The following is a 17112-nucleotide window of genomic DNA, read 5'->3' on the forward strand; positions in this document are numbered from 1 at the left end:
GCCTGGCGGCCGTCAGCACTTTGCGCCTGCGTTCAATTCATCCTACGCCCGGAAGCCAGCGCCGTTCGCATCTCACGCGCCGCCGCCACCATATTCACCAGCGCCGGTTTCACTTCCTCCCATTTGCGGGTCTTCAAGCCGCAGTCCGGATTGATCCAGAGCTGGTCATCGGTGAGGCGCTGACGTGCGAGCGTGAGGAGTTCGGTCATCTCGCCGATCTCGGGCACGCGCGGGGAATGGATATCGTAAACGCCCGGTCCGATCTCGTTCGGATATTTGTAGCTCCTGAATGCATCGAGTAGCTCCATCTTCGAGCGTGACGTCTCGATCGATATGACGTCCGCATCCATGGCGCCGATGGCATCGATAATGTCGTTGAATTCTGAATAGCACATATGGGTGTGGACCTGGGTTTTGTCCTGTACGCCCGACGACGAGATACGGAAGCTATCCACGGCCCAGTCGAGATAGGTCTTCCACTGCGACTTGCGTAGCGGCAGGCCTTCGCGAAGTGCAGCTTCGTCGATCTGGATCATTCCGGCACCGGCTTCTTCGAGATCGATCACTTCGTCGCGGATGGCGAAGGCGATCTGTCGGCAGGCGACGCTACGTGGCACGTCGTCGCGGACGAACGACCAGTTGAGGATGGTTACCGGGCCGGTGAGCATCGCCTTCATCGGTTTCGCGGTCAGCGACTGTGCGTAGCGCCACCAGCCGACGGTCATCGATGTCGGGCGCGACACGTCGCCAAACAGGATCGGCGGGCGCACGTAGCGCGAACCGTAGGACTGCACCCAGGCGTGTTTGGTGAAGGCGAAGCCGGTAAGCTGTTCGCCGAAATACTGCACCATGTCGTTGCGCTCGAATTCACCGTGTACGAGCACATCGAGGCCGATCTCCTCTTGCCAGCGTATGGCCTCGGCCGTCTCGGCGCGCAGGAATTTCTCGTATGTATCCAGCGTGATGTCGCCGCGTGTGAAGGACGCGCGGGCATTGCGCACTGTCGCGGTCTGCGGAAACGAGCCGATGGTCGTGGTGGGAAAGCGCGGCAGGTCGAATGCCTTGCGCTGGATCTCCGCGCGCTGTGCGAAGGGAGATTGCCGGTTGTGACGGACGCTGGCCAAGCCTGACATTCGCCGAGCAACCGCATCGTTGTGAATCTTAGGCGACGTGTCGCGGGAAATCACCGCGCTGTCGGAGGCGGAGAGGGCATCGGCCACGCTGGCCCGTCCCTGTGACAACGCTTTGCCCAGGGTTGCCAGCTCGGCCATCTTCTGCACCGAGAAAGCGAGCCATGTCTTCACGTCCGGATCGAGATCGGTTTCGAGCGCGAGATCGATCGGCACGTGAAGCAGCGAACAGGACGGCGCGATCTGCACGCGGTGAGTGCCCATCTGCTTCACCACGGGTGTGATGCGGTCGAGCGTTCCGGACAGGTCGGTGCGCCAGACATTACGGCCGTCGACCACACCGAGCGAGAGCACGAGGTCAGGCCGGATGCGCGACGCGATCGGTGCGAGCTGGTCGGGACCGCGCTTGAGATCGATATGCAAGCCGGCGACCGGCAGTGCGAGTGCGGTGTCGAGATTGTCGCCGACCTCGCCGAAATAGGTGGCGAGCATGATCTTCAGTTCCGGCACTGCGGCGCTGATGCCAGCATAGGCACGCTTCAGCGCGTCACGGGTGGCCTCGTCGAGATCGAGCACGAGGCAGGGCTCGTCGATCTGCACCCAGTCGGCGCCGCGCTGCGCCAGCTCGCGCAGCAGTTCGACATAGACCGGAAGCAACCTGTCGAGCAGCGACAGCGGATCGAAGCCCGCATCATGGCTCTTGCCGAGTTTGAGAAACGTTACGGGGCCGACAAGGACAGGGCGGGTGTGATAGCCGAGCGCTTTCGCTTCCTCGAATTCCGCGATCGGCTTGCGCGACGACAGCGCGAAGGTCTGATCCTTGGAAAATTCCGGCACCATGTAGTGATAGTTGGTGTCGAACCACTTGGTCATTTCCTGCGCCACCACGCTTCGGCCGTGATGGGCGTGACCGCAGCTCGTATCATGCGCATCGCCCTGGGCGCCGCGCGCCATGGCAAAATAAGTGGCGAGCGGCACCGGGCCGGACTCCCAGCCATAGACGGCGGGGATGGCGCCGACCATCACGCTGGTGTCGAGCACCTGATCGTAAAGGGAAAAGTCGTTGGACGGGATGACCGTGATGCCGAGCGCATGCTGACGCGCCCAGTTGGCCGTGCGCAAGGCGGCGGCGGTCTGCAGCAGATCACGTTCGCTGGTTTTCCCGGCCCAGAAGCTTTCGAGGGCCAATTTCAACTCGCGCCGGGGACCGATCCGCGGCGTACCGAGCGTTGCAACAGGTAGTGAGGAAGAAGAGAGAGACATAACTTTAACCCCATGATTGGGGGCAAAGGCATGGCGGACGCAGGCATGATCTGCCGCGGGCTGCGGCAGCTGCTTGGCGACACACCGGGACACCCCGCCCGTGGACGTACATTTTGCCGGGGCAGGTCTCCTGGCTCGCGGGTCATAGCTGGCGTCCGGCCTTCCCGAAGCTTGCGCTTCAGTGACACTGATGGACGCTGGCTCACCGCTTACAGTTGCGGGGGCAGCGCCGGCATTGCGGTGGACCAATTTGGCTCACTGCGCACCGGCTTCCCTCTTAGCTCCAGGCTGCATGGCAACCCGGAGACCTCGACACCGTGACTTAAGGGGAGCGATCTCGTTTCGTCAATCTGTGGGCTGGGTGGTGGGCAGGGTGTCAATCGCCTATCGCGGCGGAAACGGTGGGCAGACGCCCGCGCGATCCGCGTCCTCATGTTCACGCATAAGCGGAAGCAGCCGAACTGAAGTATTTTTGAGCTTAATAGAACCGTGTCCCGAGCGCGCTGCAGCGCAGGCGATGCGGAGCATCGCCGACAACGCTGCTGCGCAGAACCGGGACCGTGCAAAGCTCCGCATTTGTGATGGTCCCGGCTCTGGATGCCTGCGAAGCTTCGCAGCGTGACTACCGGCTGGCTTCGGCGACGGATGAGGGCTGGGTCGGCGCTCCCTTGTCAGCCATGTTCGGCGGCAAACCGAGACCGCCACCGACCACACCGGCAAGGCCGGGAAAGCGACCATAGCTCTCGCAGGCCGTGTATTTCGGCGCACCGCCCATACGCGTTCGGATCGTTTCGATCGTCGGAAGCTGCGGTACGCCACCGAACGGCGTGGCGCCGGTCACCAGCAGTTTGGCGAAATCTGCGCCGAATTCCGCGGCAAGATCGTAGGCGTCGCCTTCGTTCGACATGCGGGCCTGGGTGAGCGAACTGGCGCCGCGGGCCCAGACCATGGCGGCCTTCTGCGCTCCTTCCGGTCCGATCGCCTCGGCCTCGACCGAGAGGCTGCCGAGCCCGACCGGCAGCCGCGGGACAGGCACAGGCACGCCGGGCAGAGCGATGGTCTTGGCAAGCTGCGCGACCCTGCTGGCGCCCGCCGCGGTGACGTCCGTCGGCGTCGCATGGGTGACGACGGCTTGCACGGTCAGGTCGGCTGGCTCCGCGGGCGCAACGATCGTGAACCGCTCCGCGAGCCGGTCGCACAGTTCGCGATTGATGGCATTGGCGACGAGACTGCGTTCGTCGTCCTTGAAGCCGCGATAGGCACGGGGCGCGAAACGCGTCTCTGCGATCTTGACGGTCCGCGCCGCCAGCACCTCGTCCTTGCTGACGCGAAGCAGGGACTTCGTGACCGTGCCATTTGAAGGAGTGAGGTTCGTATAGTCGCGCAGGGCGCCGGACATCTCCAGAGGCGCAGCCGCGCAGCCGGCCGTGAGCAGCGCCAAGGCTGCAACCCCTATCCATCTCACCGTCGTCCCCTCGATGAACTGCCGTGACAGGCTCCCCTGAACCATCATCGACTGTGCCGATGGTGTCGGGTGAAAAGGGGCGTAATTAGGGTCGGTAGTTTGCGCAATGTTACGGGGAGCTGTCAGCCGGGCGGTGATGGTGATCGTCGCGCTCAATTCACTTTACATACTCGTGCTCGCAGCCGTAGGCGGATGAGCGAAGCGTCATCCGCCAGCGATTTCATTGTTGAAACTCCGCGGCGGATGATGGCTGCGCCTCATCCGCCCTACGGTGGCACTACTTCAATGCATCCGACACCAGTTTGAATTTCTGGATGCGCTTTCCGGTGTCGACTTCGGCCGTATAGACATTTCCCTTCGCATCCACCGCCATGGCGTGAACCCAGTGGAATTGGCCGGCATTGCGGCCGCTGCGGCCGAATGAGCCGACGACTTTGCCGTCGTCGCGATTGATGATGCGGATTTCGTTGTTCTCGCCGTCTGCCGTCAGCAGCCAGCTCTGTTTCGGATCGGGCCAGACGGCGAGATCCCACACCGCGCCGTTGCCGAGGGTGGCCTTTTCGTAGAACCACTCCTTCACGAAGGTGCCGTCTTTCTTGAACACCTGCACGCGGTTGTTGATGCGGTCGCAGACATAGACGAGGCCATCGCTGGCGAGCTTGACGCAGTGCACGGGATTGCCAAACTGTTGCGACACCGGCGCGTTCGGATCGTAGGCGGCCTGCTTGTCGTCATTCGGCTTGTTGCCGTAGGCGCCCCAGTGCCGCTTGTAGGCGCCGGTGGTGGCATCGAACACGATGACGCGGCGGTTGCCGTAGCCATCGGCGACATAGATTTCGTCGGCGTCCTTGTCGATGGCGGTTTCGGCGGGCTTGCCGAGCTGGGTGGTGTCGTTGCTGCCCTTGCTCGGCGCGATCTTGCCGATCTGCATCACGAACTTGCCGTCGAGGGTGAATTTCAGGATCGCATTGTCGTTGGCCTCGTTGCCGCCGATCCAGACGAAGCCGTCGTCGCTGACCTCAATGCCATGCTCGCGGCCGACCCATTCATAACCTTCGCCAGATTCTTTAGAAGGTTGCCCGCCCCATGAGCGCAGCAGATTGCCCTCGGCATCGAATTCGAGCACAGGCGGTGCGGAGACGCAGCATTTCGAGCGCGGCGGATTGAGCGCGGCGCCTTTCTCGTCATCGGTGAGCGAGCGCGGCCGATGGATCAGCCAGATGTGGCCGTCCTTGTCGGTGGTGATGCCGCCGACCTGACCGAGGATCCAGTTGTTGGGGAGAGGCTTTGGCCAGGATGCTTCGACCTCGAAGCGGGGAATGTCGGCGGCGCGGGCGGAAAAAGCGGCGAGGGTGAGTGTTGCAGCAAGTGCGAACGTGCGCAGGCGTGGCGCCATGACGACCTCCCTAAGTGATGCGGGTTTGTCCCGCTTGGGGGAAGTGAAGGCGCGTGACGAAGAAGAGTCAATCTTTCGGGGTGATCATTTGCGCCATGCCTGTCATCGCCCGGCTTGACCGGGCGATCCAGTAGTCTCAGGTCTTACGGTGTGTACTGGGTCACCCGGTCAAGCCGGGTGATGACAGTTTGAGTCCGCGTCACGACGGCGGATGAAAACTCATCACCTTGCCGGTCTTGTAGTCAACGAATTTGCCCGTCTCCGTCCATGAGGGCAGGCACAGCGGCAGGATGGCTTCGGCAGCCTGCGCAGGCGTGTCGAGCGTTTCCGGGTCTTCGCCGGGCATCACGATGGCGCGCATATGGGTGCGGATCGGGCCGGGATTGAACAGGTTTACACGCAATGGCGTCGTCGCGGTCTCGTTGGCCCAGACGCGCACGAGCGCTTCGAGCGCGGCCTTCGAGGCCGCATAGGGGCCGCGATAGGCCGAGGCCTTGTTGGCCGTGCCCGACGTAACGAAGACCGCGCGGCCGGCATCGGACTGCTGCAGCAGGGGCTCCATGCAGCGGATGAGCTGGAAGTTGGCGTTGACGTTGACGGCCATGGTGTCGTTCCAGCCCTTCGGCTCGACATGGCCGAGCGGCGAGGACGGGCCTGCGACGCCGGCATTGCCGATCAGGATGTCGATCTTGCCATGGCGCTCATGCAGCGCGGCACCCAAGCGCGCGACGCCGTCCCAATCGGTGATGCTCAGTGGCACCAGCGTGGCGCTGCCGCCTTCCGCCGTGATGGCGTCGTCGAGTTCTTCAAGGCCGCCTTGCGTGCGTGCCACGGCGATGATGTGCGCGCCGGCTTTGGCGAGCGCGATGGCGGTCGCATAGCCGATGCCGCGCGAGGCGCCGGTGACGAGAGCGATACGGGAGGCGAGGGGTTTTGACATGTGGCAGCTTCACTCCGTCGTGCCCGGACATGTTCCGGGCATCCGCGTCTTTGCTGCTGTTTTACAGACGCAAATGGCCGGGACAAGCCCGGCCATGGTGGTGATTGATCGTGATCAAAAAACGCTGATGGATCAGCTCGCTTCCGCCAGCAGCGACAGCTGGCGCGGGTCGTCGATCTCGCTCATGTCGGTGAGCGGGGTCGGATAGTCGCCCGTAAAGCAGTGATCGGCGAATTTCGGCTGGGCCGGGTTGCGGCCGGGCTCGCCCATGGCGCGGTAGATGCCGTCCACCGAGACGAAGGCCAGCGAGTCCGCACCGATCAGGTCGCGCATCTGCTCTAGGGAATGCGTGGCGGCGAGCAGGCCGGCGCGATCGGGCGTGTCGATGCCGTAGTAATCCGGATGGGTGATCGGCGGTGAGGCGATGCGGAAATGGACTTCGGTGGCGCCCGCATCGCGCATCATCTTCACGATCTTCTTCGAGGTGGTGCCGCGCACCAGGCTATCGTCGATCAGGATGATGCGCTTGCCGGCGATGGCGGCGCGGTTGGCCGAATGCTTCATGCGCACGCCAAGTTCGCGCACGCTCTGGGTCGGCTGGATGAACGTGCGGCCGACATAGTGATTACGGATGATGCCGAGTTCGAACGGGATGCCCGACTGGCGGGAATAGCCGAGCGCGGCAGGAACGCCGGAGTCCGGGACCGGCACGACCACGTCGGCGTCCACATGGGTCTCGCGGGCGAGCTCTTCGCCCATGCGCTTGCGGGTGTCATAGACCGAACGGCCGGCGACCACCGAGTCCGGACGCGCGAAATAGATATATTCGAAGATGCAGGGACGGGGGGGCTGCGGGGCGAACGGCTTGTGGCTCTGGGCGCCATTCTCGTCGAAGACCACGACTTCGCCGGGCTCGATGTCGCGGATGTATTTGGCGCCGATGATGTCGAGGGCACAGGTTTCCGAGGCGAGGATCGGACAGCCGTCGAGTTCGCCGAGCACCAGCGGGCGGATGCCGAGCGGGTCGCGGGCGCCGACCAGTTTTTTGTTGGTTAGCGACACCAGCGCATAGGCGCCTTCGATGGCACGCAGCGCTTCGATGTAACGGTCGAGAAAACGGTTCCGCTTGGAATGCGCGACCAGATGCAGGATCACCTCGGTATCGGTGGTCGACTGCATCATCGCGCCGTTCCTGACGAGCTCGCGGCGCAGGGTCAGGCCGTTGGTGAGGTTGCCGTTATGGGCGACGGCGAAGCCGCCGGCGTTCAGTTCGGCGAACAGCGGCTGCACGTTGCGAAGAATGGTTTCGCCGGTCGTGGAATAGCGGGTGTGGCCGATGGCCGTGTTGCCGGGCAGGCGCTCGATCACCTCGCGGCGGGAGAAGGTGTCGCCGACAAGGCCGAGACGGCGTTCGGAGTGGAAGCGACGGCCGTCGAAAGCGACGATGCCGGCGGCTTCCTGGCCGCGATGCTGCAGGGCATGCAGGCCAAGGGCAGTGATGGCAGCGGCCTCTGGATGGCCGTAGATGCCGAAAACGCCGCATTTTTCACGCAGCATGTCGCCGGAAAGATCGTCGTTCACGTCGTAGCTGGTATGGGCTGCGCCGTCGTCGAATGAATTCTGCATCGGGTTTACCGCGCCTCTGTTGTCGCGAGCCGTGCAACGCACGAAATCTCGCGCAGTCAGTTCAAGCTCGGGACAAATCAGCGTCCCGCGGGTTTGTCGATCAGCTTCTTCAAGCTGTCGCGTGCCGGCTTAGAATAGCCATCGTTTCCACCCGGAGCGTCCGGCGCCGCTTCCGTCGACTCGTCTTCAGGCTTGTTCTTCTTGAACTTCTTCAAAATGGTGTTTTCAGGGTCATCCGGCAAGAGCGCCATCAACCAGTTTCCGGTGGATTCCAGCACCACGCGCGACTTGGCACCGGTGACCCAGTCCGGACGCTGCTTCTCCGGCACCAGCCAGGTGAAGAACAGGAATGCAACCACGACGATCAGCATGCCGCGGGCGAGGCCGAACAGGAAGCCGAGGGTGCGGTCGAGGGCGCCGATACGCGAGTCCAGGATCATGTCCGAGATGCGCACGGTGATGATGGAAACGACGATCAGCGTCAGCACGAACAGGCCGCCGATGGTGGCGGCGGTGGCGATGGTGTCGTTGGCGATATAGGATTTTGCGGACGGAAGTACCTTCGGAAACGCGTAGAGCGTCACCAGTGCCGCGGCACCCCAGGCGGCGATGGACAGGATCTCGCGCATGAAACCGCGGACCATCGCGAGCAGGCCGGAGATCAGCATCACGCCGAGCAGGACAAGGTCGAGAATGGTAATCGGCATCGTCGGGTCGTATCCGCTCGGTCAGAAATGCGAATCGGCAGCGCGGCTGCCGGGGCAGGTGACGTTGATATGGCACGGTTCACACAGGTGGAAAACCGCCTGTGAGCCGCGCCGCACATCATTGTTCCGCTTCGCATAAAGAACCTGAACGAAGCGTTGCGTGCGTGTCACGCTTTGATGCGTAGGGGTCTCTATAGCGGCCCGAGACGGCGGGGTCACGCAGCCGTCATCCATTCTCGCGGCGGAAACGGGCAGGCGGGGCGTTTTTCTCGCTTTGTGTTGTATTGCCGCCATCGCGTGCCGGCTTGACGCCGCGGGCGGCGATGTCGGCGACCAATGTCGTGAGATTGCCGATGGAATTGAGCGTGAGCCCGGCATCGCCGCCGGCGTCGCCGCGTGCGGCTTCCGGCAGCACCGCGCGGCCGAAGCCGAGCTTGGCCGCTTCCTTCAGCCGTGCGGAGGTTTGCGCGACCGGGCGAACGGCGCCGGACAGCGAGATTTCGCCGAAATAGACGGCGTCCGTGGGCAATGGCGCATTGCAGAGGGACGAGACAAGGGCGGCAGCCGCCGCCATATCGGCAGCGGGCTCGTTGATGCGCAGGCCGCCGGCGACGTTGAAATAGACGTCATAACCGGAGAGCTTGACGCCGCAATGCGCTTCCAGCACGGCGAGCACCATGGAGAGGCGCGACGAGTCCCAGCCGACGACGGCACGCCGGGGGGTGCCGAGGGTCGTCGCAGCAACCAGAGCCTGAAGTTCCACCAGCACCGGGCGGGTGCCCTCCATGCCGGCGAACACGGCGGTGCCAGGCGAGCCCAGATCGCGATCTGACAGGAACAGTTCCGAGGGATTGGAGACTTCGCGCAGGCCGAGGCCGGTCATCTCGAACACGCCGATCTCGTCGGTCGGCCCAAAACGGTTCTTCACCGCGCGCAGAATGCGGAACTGTTGTGAGCCTTCGCCCTCGAAGGACATCACGGCATCGACCATGTGCTCGACCACACGCGGGCCGGCGATCTGGCCGTCCTTGGTGACATGGCCGACCAGGATGATGGTGGCGCCGGTTTTCTTGGCGAAACGGATGAGCGCCTGCGCGGAGGCGCGGACCTGGGTGACGGTGCCGGGCGCCGACTCTACCGTGTCGGTCCACATGGTCTGGATCGAGTCGATCACGATCAGCCGCGGCACGGTGCCCTCGGACAGCGTGGCGACGATGTCTTCCACGGAGGTCTCGGAGGCGAGCTGCACCGGCGCATTGGCAAGCCCGAGCCGTGCCGCACGCAGCCGCACCTGCGCCACGGCCTCTTCGCCGGAGATATAGACGACGCGGTGGCCGGCCTTGGCCATCATGCTTGTGGCCTGGGTCAGCAGCGTCGATTTGCCGATGCCCGGATCGCCGCCGATCAGGATGATCGAGCCGCGCACGAAGCCGCCGCCGGTGACGCGGTCGAGTTCGCCCATGCCAGAGGGAATGCGCGGCGCGTCCTGGCTGGTGCCGGTGAGGCTTTCGAGGTTGAAAGTACGCCCTTTGCGCTTGCTGCGCGCGCTGACGGGAATTGCTGTGGCGCTGTCTTCGGCGGCGAGCGTGTTCCACTCTCCGCAGGCCTCGCACTTGCCCTGCCATTTGGAATAGGCAGCGCCGCAATTCTGGCAGACGAAGGACGCGGCGGATTTAACCATGGATGGAATCGCTTTCGGGTGGGCTCGGTGGTGGCGGCACTCTAGTCGGAGAATGACGCTTCGTCGATCTTGTTTTGTTCTCTTTGTGTATACCTTCGCTCTGGTGGACGTTGCTGGTCCGCTAGCCATTGTCACGAACTCGTTTGGCCGGAGCAGCCAGCGTCTGTCGTATGTTGCCGAGGCCGGTTGAGACGTTGTTGCGGGCGGTGCGGACGCTGTTCGATCGGCATCCATGGTGCTTGAGGCACGGGCTTGGGGGGATGCGTCCTTCCGCATGATGCCAGACCGGAGAAGGCAGATGCAGCGACGCAAGGTTTGGATCGCCACGGCATGGCTCGGTCTCTCGATTGCGATCGTGGGCTACCCGGCCGGGGCAGCGGCTGCGACGGTGGTGGCGCTCGGCGCCAGCAACACCTTCGGGAAGGGCGTTGCGCGCAATCAATCCTATCCGGCCCAGCTCGAAGCGTTGCTGCGTGCAAGAGGATTGTCGGCGCGCGTGATCAATGCCGGCATCAATGGCGATACGACCGCGGGCATGCTCGCCCGGCTCGACCGCGCCGTACCGAAGGGCACGGCCGCGGTCATCCTGCAGCCCGGCGGCAATGACCGACGCAAGGGCAGCGGTGCGGACCGCGCCGGCAATATCGCGGAAATCGAGAAGCGCCTGCGCGCGCGTGGCATCGGTGTCGTGATGCTGGAGAATTCTGCGCTGCGCGGTCTGCCGCATCAGGCCGATGGCCAGCATCTGACGCCCGAGGGCTATCGCATGCTTGCCGAAAGTCTGGTGTCGCAGGTCGCGGGGGCGTTGGGTCGGTAGTCAAACGAGATCACCGACGATGCCGCGAAACCGCATCTTTCCTGTCATCCGATCTTAAGCACGTTCGTCAAGGTAAATAACAACTGCGCGTTGACCGGTGATGCCGCTCATTTAAGTCTCGCGTCCGAGAGCGATCCGAACTCGTTTTGCACACGGCTTTCGCCACAGGACACGATCATGAAAAAATCCATTATTGCAGCAATCGTTGCCGTCGCCGGCATGGCGATCCCCAGCATGGCTCAGGCCGGCTGCACCACCTGCTATCAGCCGCAGGTGATCCCGCCGCAATATCGCACGGTGGAGCGCACCGTGATGGTGTCGCCAGGTCGCACCGTGCGCCATCATCGTCCGGCGCAGTACCGCACCGTGATGGTGCCGAAGACCGTGATGGTCGCCCCGGCGCGCACCGAATATCGCCGCATCCCGGCGCGCTATGCCACCCAGCAGCGCACCGTGCAGGTCGCCCCGGCACAGGTCTATTACGCACCGGTTCAGGTCGGTTGCTCGACCTGTAATCGCGGCTTCAGTTTCGGCTCCAGCTACGAAAGCTACGGCTATGGCGCGGGCTACGGTTATGGTGGTGGCTACGGTCGCTACGGCTACTGAGACGACTGCGCAGCTTTGACGATCCATCGGCCGCCGCAAGGCGGTCGATTTGTTTTTGGTGAGTGATTTCAGATCAAGCGCAGTCCGGACAGCACCATGCTGGCGCCCGCCACGAGCACGATGACGTCCATGATGCGCCGGAAAGTCTCCACGCTGAGTTTCAGCACATAACGCTTGGCGATGAAGGCGCCTGACATCAGCGAGGCGCCGGCGATCAGGCCTTTCACCAGCACCTCGAGATCAAGCGCGCCGAAGCGCTGGAAGGTGACGGATTTGCTGAGATAGAGGCCGAGCGAACTTGCGGCCTCGGTGGCGAGGAAAGCGCCCTTGGCGAGGCCATAGAACAAAAACAACGGTACGCTGAGCGGACCGCTGGAGACGACGATGCCGGTGACATAGCCGATGATGGCGCCGCCGAGCGCGAGCTGCCAAAGGCCGATGGTGAAGGAGCGCTTTGCCAGCCAATGCCGCAACGGCACCATGGCGATGAAGAACACGCCGATGGTGAGATCGACCGCCTGCGACGGCAGCACCAGCAGCGTGCGCGCACCGAGAGCTGCGGCGGGGATGCCGGTGATCGAATAAGCAAAGGTGGCGCGCCAGTCGATCTCGCGCCACCAGGCCATGATGCGCGAGAGATTGGCCATGACCGCAGCGACGGCCATGATCGGCACCGCTTGCCTGGGGCCGAACTCGTAGACCAGCACCGGCATCAGCATGATCGACGAGCCGGTGCCGACGATGCCGGAAATGGTGCCGGCCAGCAGGCCGACCGCGCAAACGAAGATGAAGGACAATTCAGGCTCCGGCGCTGGAACGGGCGCGGAATTCAGCACGATTCCCGGCGTCGGTCACCTGTTGACGGGTTGTCAATGCAGCTTTGCCAAGGTCCGCCGGTACGGGCGGGTATGACATATGAATGCAGGCGATGTTCTCACATGGGCGCCGATGCGCGGCATTCGCAAACCGCGACGGCTCTGGTTGATCGCCGCGCTGGCATTGGCTGTCGTTCTGACGGCGCCGCTGCTGCTGGTCGATGTGCCACCGGTGCTGGACTATCCCAACCATCTCGCGCGGATGTTCGTGCTGGCGCATCCGCACGATGCCGCCCTGTCGCAGATGTACGCACCGCATTGGCGACTGGTGCCGAATCTCGGCATCGATGTCATCGGCACCGGATTGCTGAAGCTCACCGAAGTCCATACGGGCGGCCGTATCTTGCTGGCGTTGAGTCTGCTGGCCCCCGTGATCGGCGTCACGCTGTATCATCGCGTCGTTTTTGGATGCGCGAGTCTGTGGCCGTTGGCCTCGGGTCTTGTCGCCTGCAGCGCGGTCTTTCTGCTCGGCTTCATGAATTTCCTGCTCGCGCTCGGACTTGCCTTTGCGGGGGCTGCGGGCTGGATCGCGCTACGCCGCCGTGTTGCGCTTTACTGGGTGGCGGTCGCCGGCGCGGCGACGGCTGCTGCGACGTTTCTCTGCCACATCTTCGGAGTGGCTCTGCTGGCGCTGCTGATCGTTTCCGAGGAAGCGGCGCGGTTGTATCGGCTGCGCGGCGCCGGGCGTCCCGTCATGCACGAGGCGACCCGCGTCGGGGGCGCCCTGATCGTCATGCTTGCTCCGGCCTTGCTGTTCTATCTCGCCAGTCCGTTGTCGGACACACCGGCGCTGCCGGGACGCTGGCGCGGCTGGGACAAACTGCTGGCCGTGATGTCGCCCTTCATGACCACGAATGTCGATCTCAGCATGCTGACATTGCTCGGCTTTGTCGCGTTCCTGCTGCTCACCTGGCGCAGCATGGCGGTTGCACCTGCATTCCCGCTGAGCCTGTTCACGCTGGTCGTCGTGTTTCTCGTCGCGCCGTCCACGATCAAGGGTGGGACCTTCGTGGACATTCGCCTGATGCTGATGATCGTCCTTCTGGTCTTCGCTGGATCGTCACCGCGTCTTCGGCACGGTCCCGCCATGCTGGCCGTCTCTTTCTTCGTCGTGCTGATCGTGGTTCGGACGGGGCATCTGGCATGGAGCTGGACCGGACATCGCGCCGATCTTGCCGACGTTCGCGCGGCAATCGCCGATGTGGCACCCGGCACGAAGGTTCTGGTGGCGCGTGGTCATCGCGGCAACGATACGGAGACTACGGTGCCCACGCGGGCATTGCCGGGCGTCTATCGCCTCGACGGCCATCTCGGCGCGCTGCTGGCGATCGAGCGCAAGGCATTTTGGCCGTTGATGTTCGCCGATCCCGCGCAGCAGCCGGTCGAGGTGCGGCCACCCTACAGGGCGATCGCGCAATCGCCGGGCGAGCCGATCGATCTGCCCGTGCTGCAGGGGGATGACAGGGAAGCGCCGAGCTATATCAGGAACTGGCGCAGCAAGTTTGCGCAGGTGCTGCTGATCGATCCGCCATCGCCGCTGCCGGTAATCGACGGGCTATCGCCCGTCCATGTCGGGACCTATGCCGTGCAGTACCGGGTCGTGCCGCGGCCTTGAATGGCCTCAGCCTTCGCCGCCTTTATAAACCCGCCGATATCGCCGCCCCAGGCTCGTCAGCACCTCATAGGCGATCGTGCCGAAGTGATGTGCGAGGTCGTTCACCGTAAGGCCTTCGCCAATCAGCGTGGCGAGATGGCCGCGCCGGGCGGCGTTCTCCGGCAGGTCCGTGATATCAGCCGCGATCAGATCCATGGAGATGCGGCCGGCGACCGGGCAGCGCTGGCCGGCGATCACGACCTCCGCGCCTCGCGTGCCGTCACCGCTGCCGGCCGCGCGAAAATAGCCATCGGCATAGCCCGCCGCGATAATGGCAAGGCGGGTCGGGCGGCGCGCGGTCCAGGTGGCGCCGTAACCCACGGTGTCGCCGCGGGCCACATCACGGGTCTGGATGATGCGCGCTTTCAGGTCAATCACCGGCAGCATGGGATTGGCGGCTTCCGGTGTCGGATTGACACCGTAGATCGCAGCGCCCGGACGCACCATGTCGAACATGTAGCTCGGGCCGAGATAGATGCCGGACGAATTGGCGAGCGATGACGTGATCCCGGAGAACAGATGCGAGATCTCACGGAAGGCGCCGACCTGTTTCGGATTCATGGGACTGTTCAGTTGCTCGGCGCAGGCGAGGTGGCTGATCACCAGCGTGAAACCGTGATTGCCGGAGGCAATGCGCGGTGCGAGGCTTTGTGCTTCCGCAATCGACAGGCCGAGCCGGCTCATACCAGTGTCCACATGCACGCCGGCACCGCCGGCCCAGCCGGTGCGACGGCAGAACATGTCCCATTCGGCGAGTTCGTCCAAAGAGCCGATCACCGGCTGCGCCTTGATGGCGGCAAGGGTGTCGCCGGAATGCGGAGACAGGCCGTTGAGCACATAGATGGCAGCGTCCGGCGCGGCCGTGCGCGCAGCGTGGGCTTCGTCGACGGTGGCGACGAAGAAGGTCCTGCAGCCGGCCTTGGCCAGCGCCGGCACCACGCGGTCGATGCCGCAGCCATAGGCATCGGCTTTGACTGCCGCGCCGCATTCGGCGGGGACGCTGGCCTTTTCCAGCTTGCGCCAGTTGGCGGCGATGGCGTCGAGATCGATGGTGAGGATGCCGGTGGCCGTCGGATCGAGTTCGGTGGTGGTTTCGGTCATCACTGGTTCTCACAGAAAGTCGTCATGGCCGTTCGTCGCGCCGTCCACGTTCCCCCGCGAGGGACGGCGTGGATGCGCGGAACAAGCCGGCCATGACGGCGAGAATAACACGGTGTGAGCTATTGGCAGCGTTGGTCCATTCGCCGCCGCGACCAAATCACTCGTGGGGCACGGGCATGTATTGGTCGTCCGCGAGATCGCTGAAGCGCGTGAACTGACCCTCGAATTGCAGGGGAACCGTACCGGTGGGCCCATGTCGCTGCTTGGCGACAATCACCTCGGCCTTGCCGTGTACGGCATCCATCTCAAACTTCCACTTCTCGTGCTCCGGTGTGCCCATTTTGGGCTCTTTGGCCTGCAGATAGTATTCTTCGCGATAGACGAACATCACCACGTCGGCGTCCTGCTCGATCGATCCGGATTCGCGGAGGTCGGCGAGCTGCGGGCGCTTGTCATCACGATTTTCGACCTGGCGCGAGAGCTGCGACAGGGCGATGATGGGAACGTTGAGCTCCTTCGCCAGCGCCTTCAGGTTCGTCGTGATCTCGGTGACTTCCTGCACGCGGTTGTCCGACCGCTTGCCGGAGCCCTGCAAGAGCTGGATGTAGTCCACCATGATGACATCGAGGCCCTTTTGCCGCTTCAGGCGGCGGGCGCGGGCGGTGAGCTGCGAGATCGACAGGCCGCCGGTTTCGTCCACATACAGCGGCAGGTTTTGCAGCCTGATGGTGTAGTCGCGGATCTTGTCGAACTGGTCCTGGGTGATGCCGCCGCGGCGGATGGCGCTCGAGGAAATCTCGGTCTGCTCGGCGAGAATACGGGTGGCAAGCTGTTCGGCCGACATTTCGCAGGAGAAGAAGCCGACCACGCCGCCATTGACGGTCTTGTTGGTGCCGTCGGCTTGCAGCTCGGCCTGATAGGCCGCGGCGATATTGTAGGCGATGTTGGTGGCGAGCGAGGTCTTGCCCATGGCGGGGCGGCCGGCCAGCACGATCAGGTCCGAACGTTGTAAGCCGCCCATGCGGGCGTCGAGATCGCGCAGGCCGGTGGAGATGCCAGACAGTTTGCCGTCGCGCTGATAGGCATTGGCGGCCATGTCGAGGGCGGTGGTCATCGCCTGCGAGAAACGCTGGAAGCCGCCGTCATAGCGGCCGGCTTCGGCAAGCTCATAGAGTCGGCGCTCGGCGTCCTCGATCTGGGCGCGCGGAGCGAAATCCACCGGCGCATCATAGGCCACATTGACCATGTCCTCGCCGACGCCAATCAGCTGGCGGCGGATCGCGAGGTCGTAAATGGTGCGGCCGTAGTCCTGCGCATTGATGATCGTGGTCGCCTCGGCGGCGAGGCGGGCGAGATATTGTGCGACGGTCATGCCGCCGAGATCGGCATCGGCGGGCAAGAAGGTCTTCAGCGTCACGGGGGTGGCGATCTTGCCGGCGCGAATGATGCTGGCGGCGGTGTCGAAAATCGTCTGGTGCAGCGGCTCGTAGAAGTGTTCGGGCTTGAGGAAGTCCGAGACGCGGTAGAACGCGTCGTTGTTGACCAGCATGGCGCCCAGCACGCCCTGTTCGGCCTCGATGTTATGCGGCGCACTGCGATAAGCGGGCGTTGCCACGTCCGGGGCGAGCTTGAGAACGTTGGAATCGGGTGCGGCCATGTTGCTCGCTGTTTTTCTTCGAAGGAGACGGATGCGCGGCCCCGGACATAAGCGCGTCAGCGCGGGCGGGGGGAAGCATGCCGTCACCTTATGCACGATTCCCACCGGTGCTTGGAGGAATTCGACGGCAACGATCAATCCGCCCTTGACGGGGGCCGGTTGGCATGTGGATCGCGATCCTCAATACCGTTTTA

Annotated in this window: 12 protein-coding genes, 1 pseudogene and 1 riboswitch; of the genes and pseudogenes, 3 read left to right on the plus strand and 10 right to left on the minus strand. The window is 63.8% G+C overall.

The genetic code is table 11. The annotated features are described in order from the left end of the window. Positions 1 to 32: 32 nt before the first annotated feature. From metE to radA, 7 genes are all read right to left on the minus strand, one after another. Positions 33 to 2393, minus strand: coding sequence for a 5-methyltetrahydropteroyltriglutamate--homocysteine S-methyltransferase (gene metE, locus E0H22_RS12160; protein ID WP_233025886.1), 2361 nt, complete (start codon positions 2391 to 2393; stop codon positions 33 to 35). A gap of 103 nt (positions 2394 to 2496) precedes the next feature. Continuing rightward, positions 2497 to 2720: riboswitch (cobalamin riboswitch) on the minus strand. Positions 2721 to 3015: 295 nt separating this feature from the next. Continuing rightward, complete coding sequence (locus E0H22_RS12165) at positions 3016 to 3906, minus strand: DUF3313 domain-containing protein (RefSeq protein ID WP_347340833.1); 891 nt, start codon at positions 3904 to 3906, stop codon at positions 3016 to 3018. A 229-nt stretch (positions 3907 to 4135) separates the two neighbouring features. Next, on the minus strand, positions 4136 to 5254 hold the full coding sequence (locus E0H22_RS12170) for an NHL repeat-containing protein (protein WP_233025887.1): 1119 nt from the start codon (positions 5252 to 5254) through the stop codon (positions 4136 to 4138). Positions 5255 to 5453: 199 nt separating this feature from the next. Further along, a complete protein-coding gene (locus E0H22_RS12175) occupies positions 5454 to 6194 on the minus strand; it encodes an SDR family NAD(P)-dependent oxidoreductase (RefSeq protein WP_233025888.1) in 741 nt (246 codons plus the stop codon). A 132-nt stretch (positions 6195 to 6326) separates the two neighbouring features. Beyond that, on the minus strand, positions 6327 to 7820 hold the full coding sequence (purF, locus tag E0H22_RS12180; protein WP_233025889.1) for an amidophosphoribosyltransferase: 1494 nt from the start codon (positions 7818 to 7820) through the stop codon (positions 6327 to 6329). A 77-nt stretch (positions 7821 to 7897) separates the two neighbouring features. Next, positions 7898 to 8527, minus strand: a complete 630-nt coding sequence (locus tag E0H22_RS12185; protein ID WP_233025890.1) for a CvpA family protein — start codon at positions 8525 to 8527, stop codon at positions 7898 to 7900. A gap of 226 nt (positions 8528 to 8753) precedes the next feature. Then, entirely contained in the window at positions 8754 to 10208 is a 1455-nt protein-coding gene (gene radA / locus E0H22_RS12190; protein WP_233025891.1) for a DNA repair protein RadA, read from the minus strand. Between the two features lie 298 nt (positions 10209 to 10506). On the opposite strand from radA, the gene E0H22_RS12195 reads away from it, so the two are divergent. Beyond that, positions 10507 to 11025 (plus strand): GDSL-type esterase/lipase family protein, encoded by a 519-nt coding sequence (locus E0H22_RS12195; protein WP_233025892.1) that lies wholly within the window; start codon positions 10507 to 10509, stop codon positions 11023 to 11025. A 219-nt stretch (positions 11026 to 11244) separates the two neighbouring features. Further along, positions 11245 to 11538: pseudogene (locus E0H22_RS12200) on the plus strand (hypothetical protein); the annotation flags it as partial. A gap of 161 nt (positions 11539 to 11699) precedes the next feature. Here E0H22_RS12200 and E0H22_RS12205 read toward each other — a convergent pair. After that, positions 11700 to 12428: a sulfite exporter TauE/SafE family protein gene (locus E0H22_RS12205; RefSeq protein ID WP_233025893.1), complete on the minus strand. Its 729-nt coding sequence runs from the start codon at positions 12426 to 12428 to the stop codon at positions 11700 to 11702. A gap of 118 nt (positions 12429 to 12546) precedes the next feature. Here E0H22_RS12205 and E0H22_RS12210 point away from each other — a divergent pair, with 118 nt between their 5' ends. Then, positions 12547 to 14121 (plus strand): hypothetical protein, encoded by a 1575-nt coding sequence (locus E0H22_RS12210; RefSeq protein WP_233025894.1) that lies wholly within the window; start codon positions 12547 to 12549, stop codon positions 14119 to 14121. Between the two features lie 6 nt (positions 14122 to 14127). Here E0H22_RS12210 and alr read toward each other — a convergent pair whose 3' ends face one another. Both alr and E0H22_RS12220 read right to left on the minus strand, forming a co-directional pair. Next, positions 14128 to 15261, minus strand: coding sequence for an alanine racemase (gene alr / locus E0H22_RS12215; protein ID WP_233025895.1), 1134 nt, complete (start codon positions 15259 to 15261; stop codon positions 14128 to 14130). Positions 15262 to 15418: 157 nt separating this feature from the next. After that, entirely contained in the window at positions 15419 to 16918 is a 1500-nt protein-coding gene (locus E0H22_RS12220) for a replicative DNA helicase (protein WP_233025896.1), read from the minus strand. Positions 16919 to 17112 lie beyond the last annotated feature (194 nt).

Origin of the sequence: Rhodopseudomonas boonkerdii (assembly GCF_021184025.1) — a bacterium.
Taxonomy (GTDB): Bacteria; Pseudomonadota; Alphaproteobacteria; order Rhizobiales; family Xanthobacteraceae; genus Tardiphaga; species Tardiphaga boonkerdii.

Excerpts from the sequence above, each read along its gene's own strand:
- E0H22_RS12220 (WP_233025896.1), bottom strand. The coding sequence starts at position 16,918 with ATGGCCGCACCCGATTCCAACGTTCTCAAGCTCGCCCCGGACGTGGCA.
- E0H22_RS12170 (WP_233025887.1), bottom strand. The coding sequence starts at position 5,254 with ATGGCGCCACGCCTGCGCACGTTCGCACTTGCTGCAACACTCACCCTC.
- E0H22_RS12175 (WP_233025888.1), bottom strand. The coding sequence starts at position 6,194 with ATGTCAAAACCCCTCGCCTCCCGTATCGCTCTCGTCACCGGCGCCTCG.
- purF (WP_233025889.1), bottom strand. The coding sequence starts at position 7,820 with ATGCAGAATTCATTCGACGACGGCGCAGCCCATACCAGCTACGACGTG.
- radA (WP_233025891.1), bottom strand. The coding sequence starts at position 10,208 with ATGGTTAAATCCGCCGCGTCCTTCGTCTGCCAGAATTGCGGCGCTGCC.
- metE (WP_233025886.1), bottom strand. The coding sequence starts at position 2,393 with ATGTCTCTCTCTTCTTCCTCACTACCTGTTGCAACGCTCGGTACGCCG.
- E0H22_RS12210 (WP_233025894.1), top strand. The coding sequence starts at position 12,547 with ATGAATGCAGGCGATGTTCTCACATGGGCGCCGATGCGCGGCATTCGC.
- E0H22_RS12185 (WP_233025890.1), bottom strand. The coding sequence starts at position 8,527 with ATGCCGATTACCATTCTCGACCTTGTCCTGCTCGGCGTGATGCTGATC.
- E0H22_RS12165 (WP_347340833.1), bottom strand. The coding sequence starts at position 3,906 with ATGATGGTTCAGGGGAGCCTGTCACGGCAGTTCATCGAGGGGACGACG.
- alr (WP_233025895.1), bottom strand. The coding sequence starts at position 15,261 with ATGACCGAAACCACCACCGAACTCGATCCGACGGCCACCGGCATCCTC.
- E0H22_RS12195 (WP_233025892.1), top strand. The coding sequence starts at position 10,507 with ATGCAGCGACGCAAGGTTTGGATCGCCACGGCATGGCTCGGTCTCTCG.